Annotated in this window: 21 protein-coding genes; 3 read left to right on the forward strand and 18 right to left on the reverse strand. The window is 32.5% G+C overall.

The window, feature by feature from the left end; genetic code table 11:
* Positions 1 to 331 precede the first annotated feature (331 nt).
* A complete protein-coding gene (locus PHQ99_02100; protein MDD4288369.1) occupies positions 332 to 3,157 on the forward strand; it encodes a PAS domain S-box protein in 2,826 nt (941 codons plus the stop codon).
* Here PHQ99_02100 and PHQ99_02105 read toward each other — a convergent pair.
* Positions 3,154 to 3,294 carry a hypothetical protein gene (locus PHQ99_02105; GenBank protein MDD4288370.1) on the reverse strand — a complete coding sequence of 47 codons (141 nt, stop codon included), beginning with the start codon at positions 3,292 to 3,294 and terminating at the stop codon, positions 3,154 to 3,156. The two genes, PHQ99_02100 and PHQ99_02105, sit on opposite strands and share 4 nt — an antisense overlap.
* A gap of 189 nt (positions 3,295 to 3,483) precedes the next feature.
* Between PHQ99_02105 and PHQ99_02110 the strand changes: the two genes are divergently transcribed.
* Positions 3,484 to 4,083, forward strand: coding sequence for a class II aldolase/adducin family protein (locus PHQ99_02110; protein MDD4288371.1), 600 nt, complete (start codon positions 3,484 to 3,486; stop codon positions 4,081 to 4,083).
* Between the two features lie 74 nt (positions 4,084 to 4,157).
* Here PHQ99_02110 and PHQ99_02115 read toward each other — a convergent pair whose 3' ends face one another.
* Positions 4,158 to 4,694, reverse strand: a complete 537-nt coding sequence (locus PHQ99_02115; GenBank protein ID MDD4288372.1) for a macro domain-containing protein — start codon at positions 4,692 to 4,694, stop codon at positions 4,158 to 4,160.
* 314 nt (positions 4,695 to 5,008) lie between these two features.
* On the opposite strand from PHQ99_02115, the gene PHQ99_02120 reads away from it, so the two are divergent.
* Positions 5,009 to 5,266, forward strand: a complete 258-nt coding sequence (locus PHQ99_02120) for a hypothetical protein (protein MDD4288373.1) — start codon at positions 5,009 to 5,011, stop codon at positions 5,264 to 5,266.
* 2 nt (positions 5,267 to 5,268) lie between these two features.
* Here PHQ99_02120 and PHQ99_02125 read toward each other — a convergent pair whose 3' ends face one another.
* The 16 genes from PHQ99_02125 to PHQ99_02200 all read right to left on the reverse strand — a co-directional run bounded on the left by PHQ99_02125 (position 5,269) and on the right by PHQ99_02200 (position 22,217).
* Positions 5,269 to 6,378 (reverse strand): DUF362 domain-containing protein, encoded by a 1,110-nt coding sequence (locus PHQ99_02125; protein MDD4288374.1) that lies wholly within the window; start codon positions 6,376 to 6,378, stop codon positions 5,269 to 5,271.
* Between the two features lie 55 nt (positions 6,379 to 6,433).
* Positions 6,434 to 7,261 (reverse strand): 4Fe-4S binding protein, encoded by an 828-nt coding sequence (locus PHQ99_02130; protein MDD4288375.1) that lies wholly within the window; start codon positions 7,259 to 7,261, stop codon positions 6,434 to 6,436.
* Positions 7,262 to 7,477: 216 nt separating this feature from the next.
* Positions 7,478 to 8,980 (reverse strand): amidohydrolase, encoded by a 1,503-nt coding sequence (locus PHQ99_02135; protein ID MDD4288376.1) that lies wholly within the window; start codon positions 8,978 to 8,980, stop codon positions 7,478 to 7,480.
* 417 nt (positions 8,981 to 9,397) lie between these two features.
* Complete coding sequence (locus PHQ99_02140; protein ID MDD4288377.1) at positions 9,398 to 10,285, reverse strand: VIT1/CCC1 transporter family protein; 888 nt, start codon at positions 10,283 to 10,285, stop codon at positions 9,398 to 9,400.
* Positions 10,286 to 10,565: 280 nt separating this feature from the next.
* Positions 10,566 to 10,916, reverse strand: a complete 351-nt coding sequence (locus PHQ99_02145; GenBank protein ID MDD4288378.1) for a GIY-YIG nuclease family protein — start codon at positions 10,914 to 10,916, stop codon at positions 10,566 to 10,568.
* 45 nt (positions 10,917 to 10,961) lie between these two features.
* Positions 10,962 to 11,441, reverse strand: coding sequence for a divergent PAP2 family protein (locus tag PHQ99_02150; GenBank protein MDD4288379.1), 480 nt, complete (start codon positions 11,439 to 11,441; stop codon positions 10,962 to 10,964).
* A gap of 309 nt (positions 11,442 to 11,750) precedes the next feature.
* Complete coding sequence (locus PHQ99_02155; protein MDD4288380.1) at positions 11,751 to 12,455, reverse strand: ABC transporter ATP-binding protein; 705 nt, start codon at positions 12,453 to 12,455, stop codon at positions 11,751 to 11,753.
* Positions 12,448 to 13,221, reverse strand: coding sequence for an ABC transporter ATP-binding protein (locus PHQ99_02160; protein ID MDD4288381.1), 774 nt, complete (start codon positions 13,219 to 13,221; stop codon positions 12,448 to 12,450). Before PHQ99_02160 ends, PHQ99_02155 begins: the two co-directional genes overlap by 8 nt.
* Positions 13,221 to 14,285 carry a branched-chain amino acid ABC transporter permease gene (locus PHQ99_02165; protein ID MDD4288382.1) on the reverse strand — a complete coding sequence of 355 codons (1,065 nt, stop codon included), beginning with the start codon at positions 14,283 to 14,285 and terminating at the stop codon, positions 13,221 to 13,223. Before PHQ99_02165 ends, PHQ99_02160 begins: the two co-directional genes overlap by 1 nt.
* 4 nt (positions 14,286 to 14,289) lie before the next feature.
* Positions 14,290 to 15,183, reverse strand: a complete 894-nt coding sequence (locus PHQ99_02170; protein ID MDD4288383.1) for a branched-chain amino acid ABC transporter permease — start codon at positions 15,181 to 15,183, stop codon at positions 14,290 to 14,292.
* Between the two features lie 171 nt (positions 15,184 to 15,354).
* Complete coding sequence (locus PHQ99_02175) at positions 15,355 to 16,476, reverse strand: ABC transporter substrate-binding protein (protein ID MDD4288384.1); 1,122 nt, start codon at positions 16,474 to 16,476, stop codon at positions 15,355 to 15,357.
* Positions 16,477 to 17,141: 665 nt separating this feature from the next.
* The gene (locus PHQ99_02180; GenBank protein ID MDD4288385.1) at positions 17,142 to 17,891 is read right to left on the reverse strand and encodes a glycerophosphodiester phosphodiesterase; all 750 of its coding nucleotides are present in this window, start codon (positions 17,889 to 17,891) and stop codon (positions 17,142 to 17,144) included.
* Between the two features lie 104 nt (positions 17,892 to 17,995).
* Positions 17,996 to 18,592, reverse strand: a complete 597-nt coding sequence (locus PHQ99_02185; protein MDD4288386.1) for a methyltransferase — start codon at positions 18,590 to 18,592, stop codon at positions 17,996 to 17,998.
* Between the two features lie 32 nt (positions 18,593 to 18,624).
* Positions 18,625 to 19,287: a nitroreductase gene (locus PHQ99_02190; GenBank protein ID MDD4288387.1), complete on the reverse strand. Its 663-nt coding sequence runs from the start codon at positions 19,285 to 19,287 to the stop codon at positions 18,625 to 18,627.
* Between the two features lie 75 nt (positions 19,288 to 19,362).
* Entirely contained in the window at positions 19,363 to 20,040 is a 678-nt protein-coding gene (locus PHQ99_02195; protein MDD4288388.1) for a SprT family zinc-dependent metalloprotease, read from the reverse strand.
* A gap of 119 nt (positions 20,041 to 20,159) precedes the next feature.
* Positions 20,160 to 22,217 (reverse strand): N-acetylmuramoyl-L-alanine amidase, encoded by a 2,058-nt coding sequence (locus tag PHQ99_02200; protein MDD4288389.1) that lies wholly within the window; start codon positions 22,215 to 22,217, stop codon positions 20,160 to 20,162.
* Between the last annotated feature and the right edge of the window lie 5 nt (positions 22,218 to 22,222).

Raw genomic sequence — 22,222 nt, forward strand, 5'->3', positions numbered from 1 at the left:
GATTTAAATGATTTATTTAGATTGTTCTCTTTAATTCCAGGGAATATTTTGACTTAATGTAAATATAACTTATAATAAAATAAGGTTGTAACTACATTTAATTATTATTTCAGCCCAAAGAAAGGTCATAAAAAGGTCTGATCTTTTAAATTCTGTAATTTGATAATATTAATGATTATTATCAGGGTGTCATAATATATTGCTTTCATATACTCTTTTTATTAAAATTAAATATTGAAATCTTTTGTTTTTCAATCTATAATTCCTAAATTGATTAAAATTGGCAATTTTCTTTCTTTTTGCATATAAAAGGAAAAAGTAAAAAAATATTATGGAAATTAAAAATAAAATAAATAAAAAACAGAATGGAAATTTAAATAAAGTTCTTTATAATATATCCAAGGCTGCTAATTCTGCTATAACCTTGCAGGAAATCTACAATATTATTTATAAAGAGTTGAATACTGTTATTGACGCAAACAATTTGCATATAGCTTTGCTTGATAAAGACAAAGTTTTTTTTGCCTATTTTATCGATGAGAAAGACACCCTTGATGAGCAAATTGACCAATTTGATGTTTCCGGCACACTGGCAAATTATAATATTAAATATGGAAAATCTCTTTTAGTTGATTATCAACAAATTGTTAAATTTTCTGATGAAGGTTTAATAAAAATCTCCAATATCGGAACCCTTACCAGAGAAACATCCTGGCTTGGGGTTCCACTAAAAATTGAAGATGATATAATTGGCTCAATGGCAGTGGTAAACTATAATATTCCGGGTGTCTATTCTAAAAAAGATATTCGCTTAATGGAATTCGTTTCAGAGCAAGTTGCAACAGCTATTGAAAGAAAAAGAAATGAGGAATCTTTACGACAGAGTCGCCTTGAATTTTCTCATCTGTTCCAGTATAGTCCCGAAGCACTGGTATATGTTGACCAGAGTGGTTATATCCTGGATATTAATTTTCGATTTTCAGAACTCTTTGGCTTTACCAAAGAGGAACTCCTGGGGAAAAATATTGATCAGGGATTCATCCATCCTGCAGAAATGCAGGAACATGCAAAAAAAATGACAAAAATGGCTGCCAATAAACCTATTAAATTTGAATCAATTCGAAAAAAGAAAGATGGCAGTTTATTCCCGGCTTTGATTTCAGCCTCCCCTTTATGGTTTGATGAGAATACACGCAGAATAGTTTGTCTTTACCAGGATATAAGTAATCAGAAAAAGATTGAAGAAACAATACGCAATAATGAAGAAAAATTCGCCAGTCTTTTTAGAAGTAACCCTTTGGCAGCTGTTTATCATGATACCAAGGGTATTATATTAGACATTAATCCAAAATTTACAGAATTATTTGGTTATACCTTAAACGAGATTGAGGGTAAGAATATTGATGATATTAATTTCTATCCACATAATAAAATAGATGAAGGAAGCAGTTTAACAAAAAAAGCTCAATACTCAGGACTTATAAAATACGAAACCAACCGAAGAAAAAAAGATGGAACTATCATACCAGTTCATATCTCAACTTCCCAGGTGAAAATTAATGATGAATTACAGGGAATCATTGCCCTATATCAGGACATAACAGAACAAAAGCAAAACGAAAAGTTAAATCAAGTCCTTTATCATATTTCGCGGGCAGCGAATTCTCAAATTGGATTAACGGAACTCTACTCTATAATACATCGCGAATTAAACCATGTAATTGATGCAAAAAACTTTTATATTGCCTTGCTTGATACAAAATCTGAGCAACTGAATTTTGTCTATGCCTTTGACGAAAAAGAAACAAACTTTTCTTCAGAATATTTAACGTACAAAAACACCTTGACTGGCTACCTGCTTAAAAAAGGTACTTCTCTGATACTGAATTACCATGATATTTGTGATTTAATTTACAAAGGAGATGTAAAAAATCCTGGAGAGATGACTGAAGATATTTGCTGGCTAAGCGTCCCTCTAAAAATTAAAGATAAAATAATAGGATCAATGACAGTCCAAAATTATTATAACCCTGAATCTTATAAAGAAAAAGACATAAAACTAATGGAAATTGTTTCTGATCAGGTTGCTACAGCCATTATTCGTAAACAAGATGAAGAAAAAATAGCTTATATAAGTTTTCATGATAGCCTTACCGGCTTATACAATAGAGCGTATTTCGAGGAAGAGTTAAAAAGAATGAATAACACCCGTTATTACCCCCTCAGTGTAATTATGATTGATGTAAACGGATTAAAAGTTGTAAATGACACATTTGGTCACCAACAAGGTGATCAATTACTGAAAAACCTGGCTTATTTAATGAAAGATTCTTCCCGCCAGGGAGATATTTTGTCAAGGTTGGGGGGAGATGAATTTGCTGTTATTCTTCCTAATACCACTACCTCTGACACAGAACTATTCTGTAAAAGACTCGTCAATAATTGCAAGAAAAATAATTTTAGTCCGGCACATCTTAATCCAAATATATCTGTAGGTTTTGCTATACAGGATGGAAGTTTGTTAGATTTAGAAGAATTAGTTATTAAAGCAGATAAAGATATGTATCAAAATAAATTATTTAATGCTAAAAGTCATGAAAAACATCTTTTAAAGTCTTTCATCAAAATACTTTCTGAAAGAGATCATCATGGAGATAAAGATTTTGTTAATAACACTGAAGTAGTAGCAACTCTGATAGGTAAGAAAATTGGATTAAACAATTATGACCTGAACAGACTTCGTTTACTGGCATTAATGCATGATATCGGAAAAATAGGAGTTTCAAAACAGATATTATCAAAAACAGAAAAACTTACTGGTGAAGAATGGCAAAAAATAAAGGGACATTGTCAAATTGGTTATCATATCACAAAAAGCATTCCTGAATTTTCCTCAATTTGTAAAGAAGTATTATACCACCATGAAAATTGGGATGGATCTGGATATCCAACGGGTTTAAAAGGTGAAAAAATTCCATTATTATCCAGAATTATATCAATAATTGACTCCTTTAATACTATGCAATCTAATAGACCCTACAAAAGAATAATGACTAAAGAAGAATCAATAGAAGAGATAAAAAAGAATTCCGGGAGTCAATTTGACCCTAACCTGGTATCCATCTTCCTGGATATACTAAAAGAAAATTCTGACTAATTTTTTAATTTTTTTCCAAAAAGCTTTCTTTTTTCTAAAAAAGCCCTGACTACCTCTTCTCCATCTTTAGTTGTACATAGGCTGGAAAAAAGTTCTCCTATATAATCAATAGCCTGATGGTAAGGCAGATCCTGCATCTGATATATTTCCCACTTGCCTGCCTGTAAGGATAGAGGGCTTTTTAAAGTATTTTTGTGATTTAGATAACCAAATGATATAATAACAAAACATCAAATTCAAATATATTTAGACTAAGAAATCATTCAAATATACAATCAGCTATTGATTTTTATTCATTATATTTAATTTATGGAGGAGTAAAAGAATTGGTTGAGAATAATGTGTTACAAAAATTTGTAGACTATGTTAAATTAACCTGGGATAGAAAACTGACCGAATCAACGGGTGGAAATATGAGTATTAGGATTGATGATAAAATACATATAACTCCTACCGGATTTATAAAACATTTTTTTTCTGTTGAAGATATTGTTATCACTGACATGAATGGAAAACAATTGGCAGGTAGATATAGAGCTTCTTCTGAAATCAAAATGCATTTAAAAATATATAAAAATAGAAGTGACATAGAAAGCATTTTTCATGCTCATCCAAGAAATGCTCTTATTTGTGCAATTAATAAAATTAAAATAAATACCCATATTTTACCTGAAGCTGCTTTTTTGCTAAATAAAATTGCATATCTACCCTATAGCCAACCGGGAACAGAAGAATTTGCACAAGGTTTTGTAAATGATGTTAAAGGGGGATGCAATACATTTGTCCTTGAAAATCATGGTGTAACAACTTGTGGTAAATCAATTGAGGCTGCATTTGCACGCCTTGAATCTTTAGAAACATGCGCTTATCTATCTGTAATGCAAGAATTAATTGACAAAAAGCCAAATGATATTCCTCTGGAATAAATTTAAAAAATTATATCCTGAATTCTATAATATTTTAAAAAAATAATACACAATATTATATCAATTATATTGATTTATTCTATGATGATTTTCCCTAATAACTGTTCATAAACACTTAGCGCAGTATTATCATGTAAAACAAACCTTATATGTTTAATATGTCGTAGCTTTGGAATCATTTTCTTTATTGTACGAAAGGAAATTTCTGTAGCATCTTTTAACGGGAAACCAAAGGCACCGGTAGATATTGCAGGAAAAGCTACCGATTCAATATGATGGTCTTCAGCTAACATTAAGGAATTCTTATAACAATCTGCTAATAAAACATCCTCAGGTTTGTCTATGCCATAAACAGGGCCCAGGCAATGAATCACAAAGCTATTAGGCAAATTATGTGCTCCGGTAATTACCGCTTCGCCTGGCTTTATAGGCGCCAGCGGTCTGCACTCTTCTTCTAATCCCGGTCCCGCAGCCCTGTGCAAAGCCCCGGCAACCCCTCCCCCAATTCTTAGCTGTGCATTTGCAGCATTTACCACTGCAGTCATATCCTTTTGTAAAGCAATATCCCCTATTAAACATTCTACAATTATTCCAGACACTATTTTTCTCATTATTATGCCTCCTGATTAGTGATAACATTATTTTTATTGCATATAATAATATTAAAATATTTTATTTTAGATAGCAAATCCGGCACATTATTTTTTAATAGAATTTTCATCACTTTTCTTATCTACAATTTTCTTGATTAATATTTTCATTATTCTGGGTAGAATAATGAAAAATGGTTTATTACAGAGATTATTTGCATTGAAATAAAATGAGCTTTAATGATAAACTTAGTTATATGCTTAAAATTCAATATAGATATTGTATAATTATTTTTAGTATTCCTGAAATATTTAAATGTCTGGGGATTTTTTAAATGAATCAGCTAATAATTATTTTATTCATCATTCTTATTTTAGCAGTTGTTTACATCTATCTTATAAAAGGCAGCAAAAGAAAGAGCAGGAAAAACTTATTATGGCAGGAATGCCGAAGACTATTACGTCTCCCTGATAATCTTGCTGACAAAACAATTAAAAGGCATATTGAACTATTAAAAGCACGTCATCCTAATCGCACAGAAGAATGGTATTTGGAAAAAATATTATATGATTTAGAAAGAGACCGACATTGACGTTAAACCCTTATTAACTTATATTTTTGTGAACCTAAGCCTAACTCTTCAGCATATTTCAATCCAACTTTCCAGTCAGTATCTATATGAACATGGGTAAATTTATCTTCTCCATCCTGGTAATCTCTTTCATGCAATACAGAATCCTTCACCATAGAAGCATTATTTACCAGATCAACACATGCACGGTCAAGAGCAACGGGATCAAAAGATGCAGCCATTCCAATATCAGGAGTAATGGCCATATCATTATAATCCAGACAATCACAAAATGGAGAAATATTCATTATAAAGCTGATATGGAAATGTGGTTTATCTTTTAATACAGCGAGAGCATATTCTACCATTTTCTCCTGTACTATTGCCCCTGAAGCATTAGAACCTACGACTGCAGCACTATATTGACATACTGCAACACATTGGCCGCAACCAATACATTTTTCATAGTTTATCTCAGCTTTTTTATCATTATTAAAACGAATCGCCCCCTGGGAACAATTCTTAATACAAACTCCACATCCTATACAATTTTTTATTTTTATTTTTGGTTTAGAAGTAGAATGCATTTCCATTTTCCCATTTCGGGAACCACTTCCCATACCAATATTTTTTAAGGTACCTCCAAAACCCGTCATTTCATGCCCTTTAAAATGCGTTAGAGATAATATAATATCTGTATCAGCAATTGCTGAAGCTATTTTTGGAGCTGGACAATGTTTTGTATTAATGATAATCTCGCGATATTCAGTCCCCTTCAATCCGTCTGCAATAATAACATCACAACCAACCCCAATACGGTTAAAGCCGTTTTCCATTGCTGTATTTAAATGATCAACAGCATTGGCTCTTTTTCCAAAATATAGCGTATTAGCGTCAGTTAAAAATGGCATTCCACCCTCACTCTTTACCAGTTTCACTATGCATGCCGCATAATTTGGTCGAATATAAGCAAGGTTACCGGCTTCTCCAAAATGTATCTTTAAAGCAACAAACTTTTTATTAAAGTTTATTTCCTTCATCCCTGCCTGTAACACTAATTTTTCTAACTTATCAAGTAAATTATTACCCGGGCTTGTTCTCAAATCAGTGAAATATACTTTTGGGTTCTCCATTTATTCACTCCTTTAAATCTATTTGATTGTACATCAAATATTAAACTTTTTTGCTTTAAATTTTAGGAATTTCATGCTCACATGGAACATTAACCTGACACTTCCCACATCCATATCTTGGCTTATATTTCTTTTTTATTATATCCAGAAATTCGGAACATATTACATGATCCTTCCCTTTTTCTAATGAAATTGCATTAGCGGGACATTGTTGTGCACAAATTCCGCATTTAGAACAATATTCTAAAATATTATTATAATTTCTAACTGTTGCTTCAACAAGTAAATCAGTAATTATACTTCCAAACCTTCCTGCTACACCTTTTTTAGTTATTAATCCTTTTGAAAGTCCAAAGGTACCAAGACCACAGATAAAAGCAACATGCCTTTCAGACCAGTTGCTGTTAAATTTTGGAATAGAGTATTCATAGTAGTTTTCCCCTGACCTATTATGATATTTTTCATCTAAAAATGGTACTACAGCCTTATAGCCCGCCTCTTCTAATGTTTGTTTTAACATTAAGCTCACTTTAAGTAAAAATTCATGTCCTTCAATTCGCCCATGGAGCCATCCTTCTGAAGGCCAACATCTGTCCCTGGTATTGCTTTTTCTGACAGACTCGGTAAAAGGGAGAAAAAAAGAGATTACAGTCTTGCCTCCAGGAAGCCATTTCTTTGGATTAATAAAATGCTTTCCTACAATTGACTGGTTTTCTAATAATTGAAAATAAGGATCATCAGTACTTCCAAATGCAAAAATTGGTTCATCGAATATTTTCATTCCTGCAACTGAAGTAGAAAGAGCAATATTTTTATTTACTCTATTATCTGTTGAATCCTCTACAAAAGAAGATGCTAATTTTATAATATATTCCTTATCCATTAGCTTTTTCTCCTAATCTTTTATCCCATATCCTCATACATTATTAAATACTTTTTTATTTTTTCTTAAAATGATATTTACTATATATAATATTATACTTGAGAAATTAGATATTACAAAGCAATCTGGTTTATTTTATAGAGTTGTTTAATAATTATACCTGGCAAGGATTTTGATTCAATCCTTGCCAGGTATAATTATTAAATCATTTTTAAACTATTTTGTTTTCCAATATAAAAGAGACTCAGGTTTTTCCGGTTGGGGCAAATCTGGTACCCCTGGTCCTTTAAAATCATCAGGATTCTCTTTAGGTATCGGGGGCCACAAATCAGCTGGAATTACCGGATGGTAATCAGTTCCAATTAATCTTTCTTCAAACTCTGTACGAACACTTTCTAATTTATCACTATCGGTTAACAAATCTAATGCAGTCCAGCCCAGTACTTTAGTTGCAAAGACTGCTCCCTTCCACCCTATAGACATACCATTTTGCTCCATCTTGGCCAAGCTATGTCCCGGAGAACCTACTGCCTCAGTGGCAGCATTAAAGGCAATAAGTGGAGCTATATAGCTTACATCTCCTGTATCAGCCGATCCCTTACTAGTATCATCTATTGGTTCATGTATACTGCTATCCAGAGGACCCAATGGTATATCATATTTTTCAGACATAGATTGTACAAATTGATTTTCTTCTTCAGTAAAAGTTGGGGATCCGATAGCTTTCATATTCTCAATAACAATATCTGAACCGGTTTTGTTAGGAATTTTGTTATAGAAAGCACCAACTACCTGCATAGTAACATCAGTGCCGGTTCCCAAAGCCCCTGCTCTCATACAGTCATCAATTCCGCCATCCCTGGAACGAAGTTCATCAATATCTTTCATCATAGGCCCCCGGACAACTAATTTCATTTGAGCTGATTCTGGAACCACATTTGGCGCTTGACCACCATTAGTAATAATGTATTGTATTCTCATGGGTTCAATCATATGCTCTCTCAAGAATTCCATAGACATTGAGGCTATCATTAATGCGTCTACGGCTGAACGACCCTGTTCAGGTGCAGCACCTGCATGAGAACTTACTCCATTAAAATCAATTTCCATTATTTGAACAGCCAGATTAGAACCATAATTTGATTCATTCTTTGTTCCTGGGTGCCAGCTTAAAAATACATCACATCCATCAAAAACCCCTTCTCTTGCCATCCATACTTTCCCTCCATGCGTATCCTCAGTAGGGGTGCCGAATAATTTCACAGTGCCGTCAATATTGTGTTTTTCCATGGCTTCTTTTATAGCAATGGCACTGGCAACACTGGCAGCTCCAAATAGGTTGTGTCCACAGCTATGTCCATTGGGCAATGCATCATACTCAGCAAGAATACCAATAACGGGTTTGCCAATTCCTTGAACATATGTGCCAACAAAACTTGTAGGCATACCAGCCAGTCCTCTTTCAACAGCGAACCCATTTTGTTCCAATTCGCTTACCAATAGATCAGATGATTTAAATTCAGTTAAACCAATCTCAGCAAATTCCCATATCTTATAAGAAACTTCACCAATATGGTCAGCATTTTCGTCTGTCCATTCAATTACAGTTTTTTTTGCTTCTTCAATGCTTGCTTGTTCTATAGCTGCATTAACCGGTAAAACGGCGATAATTATTCCAATAATTATAAAAATATTTAAAACTAACAATCTTCTTTTCATAGTTTTCTCCTTATTTTGAGTTATAATTTATTACAAACAAATAATTAATTTACACCTATCCGTACAATTACTCTTTTGTACTATATTTTACTTTTTATTATCCATATAATACCTCCTTTTTTTTAATCCTTATAAAAATAAAAAACCACAAGTGTATTAAACACCTGTGGCCAAAAAACAACCACAGGCACTTATCTTTTTGAGATAAATGCCTGTGGTCTAAATCATCGATATGTTTAGTAACTACTAAACCCGATAGGCATTCACCTCTCGAATAAAGTAGTAATAAAATACAATATTGAATTGTTTTGGTTTATAATTTTCTTTTGTCATACGAATTGTCTTTTTTTTAATTTTTTCAATTTTATCTATTTATAAGTCAATTGTCAATAAAAAATAGAATTTTTTTTGTTTTTTTTATACTTCAAATCCTAAAAATGTTTTTACTAAATAACCTATAATAAATGAAAGTGCAGCTACACCGATACTGATTAATGCCATTTCCATAAATCTTTGTTTAAAATTATAATCATTTGCAATGGAAATATAAAAATTAAATACAAAAATAATTATTAATGCCACAAATATTGTCATCATTAAACTATAGATATAGTTTTTTATTAAAAAATAAGGAGCAATCAATGCTATAACTGTTAAAATATAAGCAACTCCAGTATAAAGAGCTGACTTACCAGCCCTTTTTTGCTCTTCCGGATCTGGCTCTGCTTTAGTAGACAGGTACTCACTGGCTGCCATAGAAAAAGACGCAGAAATACCAGTGATCAATCCAAGAAGAGCAATTGTTCTTGAGTTTTGTATTGACAGGGTAAATCCGGCTAGAGCTCCTGTTAATTCTACAAGTGCATCATTTAAACCCAAAACCACTGAACTCATATATGACAGCTTTTCTTCATTTAACATGTTAATCAGCTCAGACTCATGTTTTTCCTCTTCTTCTATAATATTCTTCATTTCAGGAATAGCACTGTGCATTTGCTTATAGTTTTTTTGTGCTGCTTCTTCCCCTTTTTCCTGCAATTTAATCCCAAAAGTTAGCCCAAAAACACGTGAAACAAAGAGATAAAAAAATACTCTGAATTTATTTACTTTTAGATCTGCCTGAGTATATTTTTTAAAAATTTTAGCATGTTTTTTTTCATCTTCTGATATCTTTGCCAATATTTTCGAATTGTAAGAATCTTTAACTATTTCTGATAATTTTCCATATACTGCCTGCCCTACCAATTCATCCTGTTGAGCTTTTTTCAGCCCCTCTATCTCATTTTGCTTTAATTGTCCAGACATTGCCGGTTCTCCTTATTAAAATAATTTTCAATCTTTCAGTTCTTTCTCAATCATTTCTTTTACAAAAAAATAAGTATGCTTGTCTTGTAAAATAATTTTTTACTAATATGGTCCATTGTTATTATTATATATACTTAATAGTTTTTTTATTATAAAGCATATATATAACAAATCAAAGAATATAAGAAAATGTGAGAGAGTAAAATAAATCCGGGCGGGATTTATTTAGTCGGTTTAATAAGAATATATTTTATATATGGGAGCAATACATTTTTTACTTTTATTTTTTATATAATTCGATTTTCTCCATTATTAATCTTTCTTCCCATATCATTTCCAGTAAAGTCAATTCATCTTTATAATCATTCTCCGATTTATTTTCTTCTTGCTTAATTTCTTCAAGAATTTCAATGGAAAAATTATCTTTTCCAAATCTATTCCAGTCATCCTGAAGAGATTTTACCGGATGACTGCCAAAATCTAATTTAAATTTTGTCATATTTATTCTGCTTTTTAGATCTTTTGCTGCCTCGATGTAACATCTTTTATTTGCCTTAGAGCGTACTGTGAATAAACCCATCTTTTTTTTCATCTGTTTATATTGCAATTTTAATTCTTTTTTGCGATTCATAGATTTTCCCTGTTTCTATTTAAATATTTAAATATATGACAATTTTTATATTTTAAAATAAATTGAGATTATTGATGCAATAACAAAACCTATTATTGCTCCAACAATCACTTCAAATGGAGTATGTCCAATAAATTCTCTCAATCTTCTATCTTTAATTTTTATCTCATCAAAGAATTCTATAATTATTCTATTTAATACCTTTGCTTGCTCACCGGTAGCCCTTCTTACACCTGCTGCGTCAGCCATAACAATAATTGCCAAAATCATGGCTAAAGCAAATAATGAAGTATGCCATCCTTCCCTGTAACCAATTGAAACTGCCACACTTATCGATAAAGCAGAATGAGTACTGGGCATACCACCTGCTCCAAAAAATCTACTGATATCCCATCTTTTGTCTGTGAAGTAAAACAACACTGACTTAATAGTTTGATTGGATATCCATGTTATAAAGGCAATAACAAGAATTGAATTATTAAATATTAATTTCAAGTCATTAATAATATCGACTTCTATTTGCATAATACTCTTTCTTAATTTTTTTATTGCAGTTATTGATAAAATACAGTTATCGTCTAATTTATTGCTATTTAAGCAATAAATTTTTTGTTAAACTTTTACATAATTATAAGATATCTGCCTATATATTCTTATAAAGACAAAGCATTACATTATATTAAATAATATATTGTAATGCTTTCCGGGAAAGGAGATTTTGTTAAGCAAAATATACAGGTTATATATTAAGACATAAATTTTCCATACTACTCTATATCTTTTATAGTACTATTTATTGGAGCTATCAGTAGTGTCTAACCCTGATAGAAAATATTACTCTCCCAGATAAGCTTTTTTCACCCGTTTATCCTGTAAGAGTTCGCTTCCCGTTCCCTGTAACACTATATTTCCCGTTTCTAAGACATAAGCATAGTCTGAAATTTTTAATGCAGCAAAGGCATTCTGCTCAACCAAAAGGACAGTCATTCCTTCCTCATGAATTCGTTTTATTATATCAAAAATCTCTTTAACCAATAATGGGGCTAAACCCAAAGAAGGCTCATCCATCATCAACAGTTTTGGACGTGACATTAATCCTCGGGAAATGGCCAACATTTGCTGTTCTCCACCAGACAAAGTGCCTCCTTTTTGCCATAATCTCTCCTTAACCCTGGGAAATAGTTCATAAATCCATTGTAAGTCTTTCTCAATTTCCTCCCTATTAGTTCTGGCAAAAGCTCCCAATTGTAAGTTTTCCTGTACTGTTAAGTTGGGAAATATTTTTCTTCCCTCTGGAATTAAGGCTATACCTTTTTTGACAATCTGATCAGCATGAATATTATTTATGACCTGGTTGTCAAATTTTACTTCCCCCTTCTGGGGCTTAATTAAACCACAAATAGTTCTAAGTGTAGTACTTTTACCTGCTCCATTAGCACCAACTAAAGTAATAACCTTACCCTTAGGAACATCAAATGTAATTCCCTTTAAGGCGTGTATACCTCCAAAAAAGACGTTTAAATCATTTATTTTAAGCATAATTTGCATCCACCCCCAAATATGCCTTAATAACCTCAGGGTTATTCTGAATTTCCTTTGGATTCCCCTCTGCTATAGTTACTCCATAATCCATGACCAGTATTCTTTTACATATTCCCATTACTACCTTCATATCATGTTCTATTAACAAAATAGTCAAATTAAAGTCATCCTGAATCTTCTGTATAAATTCCATTAATTCTCTGGTTTCCTGGGGATTCATTCCAGCAGCAGGCTCGTCCAAAAGTAATAATTTAGGCTTTGTAGCTAATGCCCTGGCAATTTCCAGTTTTCTCTGCTGCCCATATGGAAGACCTCCTGCTTTCGCTAATTTTAATTTTTCCAACCCTACTTTTTTTAATAACTGCATGGAATTATCATAGATATCCTCTTCTTCGCGTACATAGCCTGGGAACTTAAAGATTGCTGATGCAAGATTTGATTTCAAGTGAAGATGAAAACCTATCATAACATTGTCTATTACTGTTAGATTATTCATAAGTCTCATATTTTGAAATGTTCGAGCAATCCCTTCCCTGGCAATTTTATCAGGTTTTAAACCGGTAATATCTTTCTCTAAAAAATATATCCTATTTATTGTAGGGGTATATATCCCTGTAATCATATTAAAAACAGTTGTCTTGCCAGCCCCGTTGGGACCTATCAGTCCAATAAGCTCTCCCGGATCCATCTTCAATTTAAAATTATTTACAGCTGTCAAACCACCAAACTTCATAGTTATACTATCAACATTTAATAATTCCATTATGTTGCACTCCCTTCAGATGAATTCTTTTTTGAAAACTTGTTAAAATAACGGAAAAAACCTTCCCAGGAAAACTCAATGCCGCCCAAAAGTCCTTTTTGTTTATATAAAATAATAATCAAGATAAGAGCAGCAAAAGCAACCATTCTTAATCCTGGTATACCAGGAATTTCAAACGACCCTAACTTAAAACCTGCCTCTATGGGACGTAAGTATTCTAACAAGAAATTAAATAAAAATGCTGCAATAACCGTGCCGGTTATACTTCCAAATCCACCCATAACAACCACGATTAAAATATTAAATGTCATTAAAAACATAAATGCCTTTGGATCTATTGTAGTAAGAAGACAGGCAAATAACCCTCCTCCAACTCCTGCAAAAAATCCCCCAATGGTAAATGACATAACCTTATGATAAGTAAGATTAACTCCTATTACTTCAGCTGCAATTTCATTTTCTCTAATTGCCATCAAAGCACGCCCATAGCTGCTGTTGATTAGTCCCCTTATGATATAAATTGTAAAAACTGCTACACCCATTGTCCACCATAGATTTGTAAATTCCGGAATCCCTTTGATTCCCAATGCCCCATTTGTTATATTAGGAATATTATTGGCAACAACTCTAATAATTTCTGCAAATCCCAATGTAGCTATGCCTAAATAGTCTCCCTTAAGTCGTAGAACTGGTAATCCTATCAAAAGAGCAGCAATGGCAGCCATCAGCCCACTAAAAAATAGGGCAACAATAAAAGGTGTATGTAATATCGTAAATGGCCAGACTAAAGGCTCAATTATAAATATCATCTCCTTGTAATAAGGGGGGAGCACCAATAAGGCTGTAGTATAAGCCCCGATAGCCATAAATCCAGCATGACCCAGTGAAAATTGACCGGTAAATCCATAAATCAAATTTAAACTTACACCTAAAGTGATATAAATACCACTAAGATTAAGAATTCTTAATTTATATGCATCTAAATAATTCTGTGCAAGATATATTAATAAACCCAATAAAATTAACGCAGATATAGTTAATATTTTTGTATTTAGTTTTTTCATTGTGCTATACCTTCTCCTGGACATTTTTACCTAAAAGCCCATCAGGTTTAAACAACAAGATTAAAATCAGTATTAAAAATATAAAAGCATCTCTATATCCTGATAAACCCGGTAAAAAAGCTACAAACAATATTTCAGACATCCCCAAAATCATTCCACCCAGCATCGCTCCCGGAATATTTCCTATCCCACCTACTACTGCTGCTATAAAAGCCTTCAGTCCTGGTATCATCCCCATCCAGGGAAATAATTGGGGAAATCGTAACCCCCATAAAATACCACCAACTGCTGCCAGGGCAGAACCAATCATAAAAGTTATAGCTATAGTCCTATCTACATCAACTGACATTAGCCTTGATGTTTCAATATCTGTAGAAATCGCCCTCATGGCAAGGCCAGTTTTTGTTTTGTAAACAATATATATTAACATCAACAAAAAAATTGCAGATACTATTACCGAGGCAATGAGAGTTGACTGGATACGAATCCCACCAAATTGATATAGTGTTTTGAAAAATTCAGGACGGTGAACAGATTTTGGAATTCCGGAAAAAACAACAATAGCCAGATTTTGTAGAAAAAAGGACACACCGATAGCTGAAATCAAAACAGATATTTTGGGAGCATCACGTAAAGGTCTATAGGCAATTCTTTCTGATAACATTCCCGTTACAGCAGTTAAGATAATTGCGACTATTGCAGATAGCCACCATGGTAGATGAAAAATTAAAAAGCCAAAAAATAGAAAATATGGCGCCAGCATAAATATTTCGCTATGTGCAAAGTTAATTAATCTTAAGATACCATAAACCATGGTATATCCTATAGCTATTAAAGCATACAAACTGCCCAGGGATAAACCGTTTGCTACATTCTGCAAGAATAAATTTATTGACATAGCATTCTCCTTTTAAAAACTTAGGATTATCATTATACAACTATATAAAATAATTATATTTCATTTATTGACATTAGATTAAAAATCTCAATTCATGATGAAGAGAAGAGATAGAATAATATGTATCTCTTCTATCTCTTCTCTTCTAAAGTATTAATTAATAATACTTATTTAAGGATTAACAGTATCAAAATACTCATAATTGCCATTAACTACTTTCACCAAAACAGCTGGTTTCACTGCATCACCAGTTTCATTTATAGTAATAGAGCCGCCTGCACCGGGGAAATCTACTGTTGCCGCAAGAGCATCTCTAATAGCTACTGGATCTAACGAACCGGCTCTTTCTATAGCATCAAGCATTAAATTATAGGAATCATAGGTAAGAATTGCCACAGCATCAGGAGCTAAATCATATTTTTCTCTGAAAAGTTCGGCAAATTTTTCACCCTCCGGATTTAGAGGCTGATCCTCGGCAAAGAAAGTACTGGCTATTAAACCCTCAGCAGCTTCTCCTGCTAAATCTATTAATACCGGGTTATGTAGAGTATCTCCTCCTAAATACATACCTTCATATCCTAATTCTCTCCCCTGGATTGCGATTAAAGCAACATCTCCAAAATAGCCGGGGAAAAACAGGGCTTCTGCCCCGGAATTAATAATCTGGGATAATTGGGCACTAAAATCCTGGTCACCGGTATTGTATTTTGTATCACTGACTATTTCTCCACCCAGTTCTTCAAATGTTCTTTTGTAAAAATTAGCCAAACCTACTGAATAATCCTGGGCAATATCAACTAAAAGTGCTGCTTTGGTGATTCCCAGGTCATTATAAGTATAACGGGCCATTACTTCACCCTGGAAAGGATCAATAAAACATGCACGAAAAACATAGTCTTTACCCTGAGTAACCAAAGGATTTGTTGCAGTACCGGAAATCATCGGGATTCCTGCTTTATCGGCAACTTCTCCACCCGGAATTGCCATACCGCTACCATAGCTGACAAAAACTCCAATAACGCCATCTCTTTCAATTAGTCTGGATACTGCACTGGCAGCTTCTACCTTATCACTTTTATTATCAACAAGAACCAGTTCAACCGGTTTTCCTAATACTGTGGGGTTTTGTTCATGGGCGAGTTCATATCCGCGCATACAGAGTTCCCCGCCAGTGGCCATAGCACCGGTCATGGGTTCAGAAATTCCAAGTTTGACAACATCTTGTGCAATAGCTGCATTCCCGATAAATATCATTAGTACAACTATTATCAAAATAAATAATTTTTTTTTCATTCTTCTCTCCTTTTAATATAAAACTCATTTTTTGTTTTTAATATACTTATCGTATTAAATAAATATATATTATGTATTTATTTTGTCCCCTCACCTCCTATAATATTTACTTTTTCAGATAAAAGGTACTGAGTATGTTGGCAAGCTTTTGTCTATTTGTTTAATTCTTTCATTTTAATAAAATATAATACACAATTATATTAATAATATAAGGAACTAGTACCAATACTTAGTGTAAGATAACATATTTAATATAACAATATAGTATATCATATTTTTTCTTAAGGTATATTTTCAGCAGTATTCATCTTAAAGTAATTCTAAAAAAACTTTTTATCAGGTTGCATTTTTATAGATATTATCTATTAATGAAAAGCATGGTTTAGGTAAAAATAAAACAATACAGGCTATGGTTATTTTTATTTTTTTTTATTCTTTCTCATTATATAAAAATAAATATTAAATTCCTTTATTTTCTTGCCTATGTTTAAATTCTTCTAAAAAGAAAATCTTGTAGTTACTATTATTTTAAATATTATTTATATTATAGCTCTTTGTTTTACAAAAAACTATTAAATTATTATATTTTATTAAATTGCTAAACATTTTTAAATGATAAAATTGTAAAATACAACTACTAAAATATTAATTATTATTAAAAAGTATCATCTTATTTCGGCCATATTGCCTGTATTTCTTAATATTGTCAATACTTTCTCCGGATAATTGGTAATTATTATATCAATCTTATTTGAAATTAACTGTTTGATTATTTTTTTATCATCAACAGGCCAAACATATACTTTTATATTATTCTTATGGCAGGAATGAATAATGTCAGGTGAAACACTGAAATAATGGGGATGTATCGCATCTACACCCATCCTTTTAGCATAAAACCAGGGTTGGTATAGTTTTGAAACATACAATAATCCTGTTTTAATATCATGGCTTAATTCTTTAATTCTGGCTATGCTGTAGTGATTAAATGAAGAGCATACAATCTTGTTTTCCATTTTCATCTTTTTTATTATGCTTACTAATTCTTTTTCAATATTATTGTATTTTACTATTACATTCTTAATTTCAATATTGATTAACTTAAAACTGCTGGTCATTTCTAATGCTTCTTCCAATGTTAAAATTTTTTCTCCGGTAAATTCAGGAGAAAAGTAGCTTCCGGCATCTAATTGTTTTATTTCTTTTAATGTTAGGTCTTTAATGTAACCAATACCATTGGTGGTACGGTCTACACGTTCATCATGTATGACAACCAGTTTTTTATCCTTTGTCATCTGTACATCAAACTCTATTCCGTCTGCACCAATCTGAAAGGCTTTTTTAAATGCAATTGCTGTATTTTCAGGTGCTATTTTTGATGCACCCCGATGGGCTAAAACGAGAGTATTAATCATTTTTTGTTCTCCTTACATTGATGTTTGCTCTTCCCCTAAAAAATAGTCTTAAATATAAATATCTTTCATTGCCAAGCCATAATTTTGTTTTAAAAAAACTGTAATTAACTACATTCATTAAAACTATATCTTTTTATAGGCAAAAAAGCATGTACCTGCTTTTTATACTCAGCGTAATCCTTACCAAACTTATCATGCAAATATTTGTTTTCTTTAAATGCACTTATATTTAAGAAAAGAATGATTAAAAAAATAAAAAATAATATCAAAAATACTTCAAATAAAGAAAAAGGATGGTTATTTATTCCAATTACTATTCCTCCAAAAATAAATATATGAATACCTGTATAAAGTGGGTGTCTGATGTAACTGTATATTCCTACTTTTATAATTTTTGTAGAAGAAAGAATATGGCCAGCCCATGCATGATACTTCCCCAAATCAAGTTTGGCTTTTATAACTAATAATGTACCGATAATGTTAGCAATCAATCCTAAATAACTGGATAAACAAATATTTTCCAGATTAAAAATAAGATAAATAAATATAACAATAGGAATAGCATAAAATATTTTAATTAATAGAATAACGTGTTTCTGTATTAGTGGTTTCATACCTTCTTTACTTCTAAAATCAGAAACAAAAAAAGAAAATAATGCTAATACAAAAAGGGCAGCAAATTTAAATAAGTATAAGTTCATCTTCTTCCTTTTTATTGCCTATTTTTTTAATACTATTCATACCAAACAAAATATTCATTCAGCTCTTTTTTAATACTGCGATAGCTATTTAGCCTTGCATTAAAATCAGGATAACCTAAAGATATACAGGCAATTAATTTCTTTTTGCTATCAATTTCTAAAAATTTTTTAATTTCACCGGCATAGCCAGTTACTGAAGCCTGTATACAACTGCCGATACCTTTACTATAAGCTGCCAGAATAAAATTTTGGGCAAATAACCCCATGTCAAATATAGACCAACCGCTTAGATTCTTCTCCATAAAGAGAAATGCCACACACGGAGCTCCATAAAATTCATAATTCATTAAATTAAACTTTTTCCTCTCAACTTTATCTTCCCTTGCAATTCCTAAAATTTTAAGCCTCCGGGCTCCATGTTCTCTTGTTCTCTTTTCCATTTCCGATGGCCAGTCAACTGGAAAATCAATATCCGGTTTTGGAGGGGTTTCGCTTTTTGCTAATTCTAATAACTTTTCACTTAATTTATTTTTCCTGGTCCCGCTTACTACTGCTACATCCCAGGGTTGTGTGTTAGTGTAAGATGGTGAATTTCCGGCAACTTTTAAAATTTCCTCTATGTCTCCTCTTAAAATATCTTTAGCTAAAAAACCCCTGATACTCTGTCTTTTTATTATTCCTTCATAAAGATCCATTGTGACCTCCATTAAGAATTAAAATTTTCTAAAGTAATGGTTGATTTTGTTATGGTAATCACCCTTTACAGCAACTTAAATTGTTAATAGATAACCATTTTTTTTGAGCCAGTTTCTCTGTATTTTATAATCCGGCATTATTGAATCAACTTTTTTCCAAAAATTTTTAGAATGATTTTTTTCAATAATATGAATAAGCTCATGGACAACTACATAGTTCACAACTGAAATTGGCGCCATTATCAGTCGCCATGAAAAATATAGATTATTTAATCCGGTGCAGGAACCCCATTGTTTGCAGGCATTGGAAATTTTTAATTTATTATAATCTAAACCAATTTTTTGGGCATAATACTTTGCACGATGAAAGATTACATTTTTGGCTTCCTTCTTATACCAAAGCATAAAAGCAGACCTTATATCAATAACTTTTTCAGACAAACTAAAAAATCCTCTGTCAAATAATAAAGGGCTTGCCTGCTCTTCTGAACTAATTATTCTTAAGGGATACCTCTCTCCTAAATAAAAAAATTTCTCACCATTAACAAATCTTATTTGAGAAATTATTTTATCGCGGGAATTTATTTCTTGAATCTTTTTTTCTATCCACCTTGTATGTTTAGAAACTATCTTTTCAATTTCACTTTCTTTAAATTTTAACGGTGTTCTAACAATTAAAGAAGTATCATCACAAACCTTTAAAGAAACAGTCTTTCTATTGCTCTTGATAATCTTTTTTATTTTTATTTCCATTTTATCCACCAAATTGCTAAATTATTACATACAATTTTATGTTTTTTAAATCTAAACAATGCTTCAGTATAACATGGTTATACTATTAGTATTAAAAAGCCGGATTAGTTGCAACCGTTTTATAATTCTTGAAAATAATCTGTAATCCCTTCCATTATAGCTGCTGCAAACTCTTTTTGGAAAGCAGGTTGCAATAAATACCAGTTATCTTCAGGATGCATCATAAAAGCAGTTTCTATCATTACACTTGGAATCTGTGGGCGTCTTAAAACAACCAAATCACTTCTCTGCCAAACTCTTGCCAAGGGTAAACCAATTCTGCTTATCAATTTTTCCATCATGATTTCTGCTAAAATCTCATTAAAATCAAAATTATAAATAGTCATATGTCCATGATAATTTACAGCATCTGCTCCTACAGCATGGGCATTAGCATGAATGCTTATAAACAGGTCTGCTTTATTACTGACAGCAAAATCAATGCGTTCATAGAGATCCACATTTACATCCCCACTACGTGTCATAAGCACTTTCGCCCCGTTCTCTTCAAGCATGTCCTTGAGGTATTTACCAATTTCCAATACTACATCTTTTTCATGAACATTTCCAGGACCAATAGCACCGGTATGATTCCCTCCATGCCCTGGATCAACAACTATAGTGCGTCCCTGTATCGGATTATTGCTGTTGATTTCAGGGGATTTACATATGCTTATCTCCAGTCCTGTTTTGCTCCATTGATAATCAAAACCGGTTATAGATTGATAAAGACCAACTGTTATTATCATTGCGTCTTGACCTTCTTCCGGAATAGGCTCTACTTTTATCTCTTGTAAAGAAGGTGCCATACCTTGATATATAATATTATTACTATCGCTCATACCATATAAAACAATCCTGAGTCCGTTTTTATCATCTTTTATGAGAAAAGGAATGCCTTCTTTTATATCAATGACAACTGTCACTTTTTCACTGTTTTCGCTAATCCGGATTTTAGAAATATCACCACCGGGATTTTGGGGTGAATTTTGAACTTCGCGAACATCATCCTCATGAATCAAATAATTATTTTCTCCCAATTTCACACGCAGATAGTCTCCCGCAGTGCCCGTAACCTCAAAAAGTGTCCCGGGTAATAAGTAATATCCTAATACTTCAGTGGGCAAACCATCTCCACCCAGGGTAGAACTTTGAAAAGCAAAAGAATCTTCTTTAACTCGATGAATTCTGGCTTGTTCACCTGCCACTTCAACCACTTTTAGAGAAGGCTTAGAAAAAACACTAACCTTACCTGGCAGTTCTTTGCTTATTTTCTCATCTCCCTTGTGTAAAGTAACTGTGATAGCCTGGGGAGTCATTTCCCCCATTAAAAGTAGATCTTCTTCTTTGATTGTATAACTGCCTTTATATATTCCTCTGCCATTAAGCGGCAAATTAGAATCTAAGAGCTCTTTCATGTCAATTTCTTTTGACTTTTTACCAATCTGGAAACTGGCCTCAGCTTCCGGACTGCCCTGAAACATTACCCTTATTTCATCGCCGATCCTCAACTCCTGATTTTTTTGAGGTTGCATGCGGGTGGAATGAATTGTTAAAGGGCTGGTTGGTATCTCTTCCCATATCCGTGGATAAAACACTGTTCTCTCAGCTGATGTTTGCTCATTTCCGCGAGCGGCAGTAATCACAATTGGCACTCTTTCTCCCTCTGGAATATCAATAACAGTAAGGAAATTACCGGTTCTAAAGTCATGAAGCTGAACCTCTTCATCATTAACAGTAACACTGATATCAGGTGAAGCATCAGTTGTTCCAAAAACATACAAAGGACTATTCCATATAGTTAGTTCTGTTTGGGAAGGGAATGCTACATTCAAATAAGGTTTTTCTATCTCTTCCTGCCACATTCTTAGTTTTTCTAATATTTCAAGAGAAAAGCCCTTCTCATGGACTTCTCTGACAAATACCCTCTGCTCTTGTTCCGGTAATTCTTCCAATAAATCAATAAATTCTATTTCATAAATATCGAGTTCTCCCAGGGTAGCAAGATATATGGCATAAATAGCGGGAAATCTCCCTTCCAGATATTCACGTACATTAATAGTATTTGCGAGAGATATAGTAATATATATAAATAAGATAAAAATTATAATTAACAAACAAGATATTGTTCTTTTCATTTACT

The sequence above is a fragment of the Atribacterota bacterium genome, assembly GCA_028703475.1.
Lineage (GTDB): Bacteria > Atribacterota > Phoenicimicrobiia > Phoenicimicrobiales > Stramentimicrobiaceae > JAQVMU01.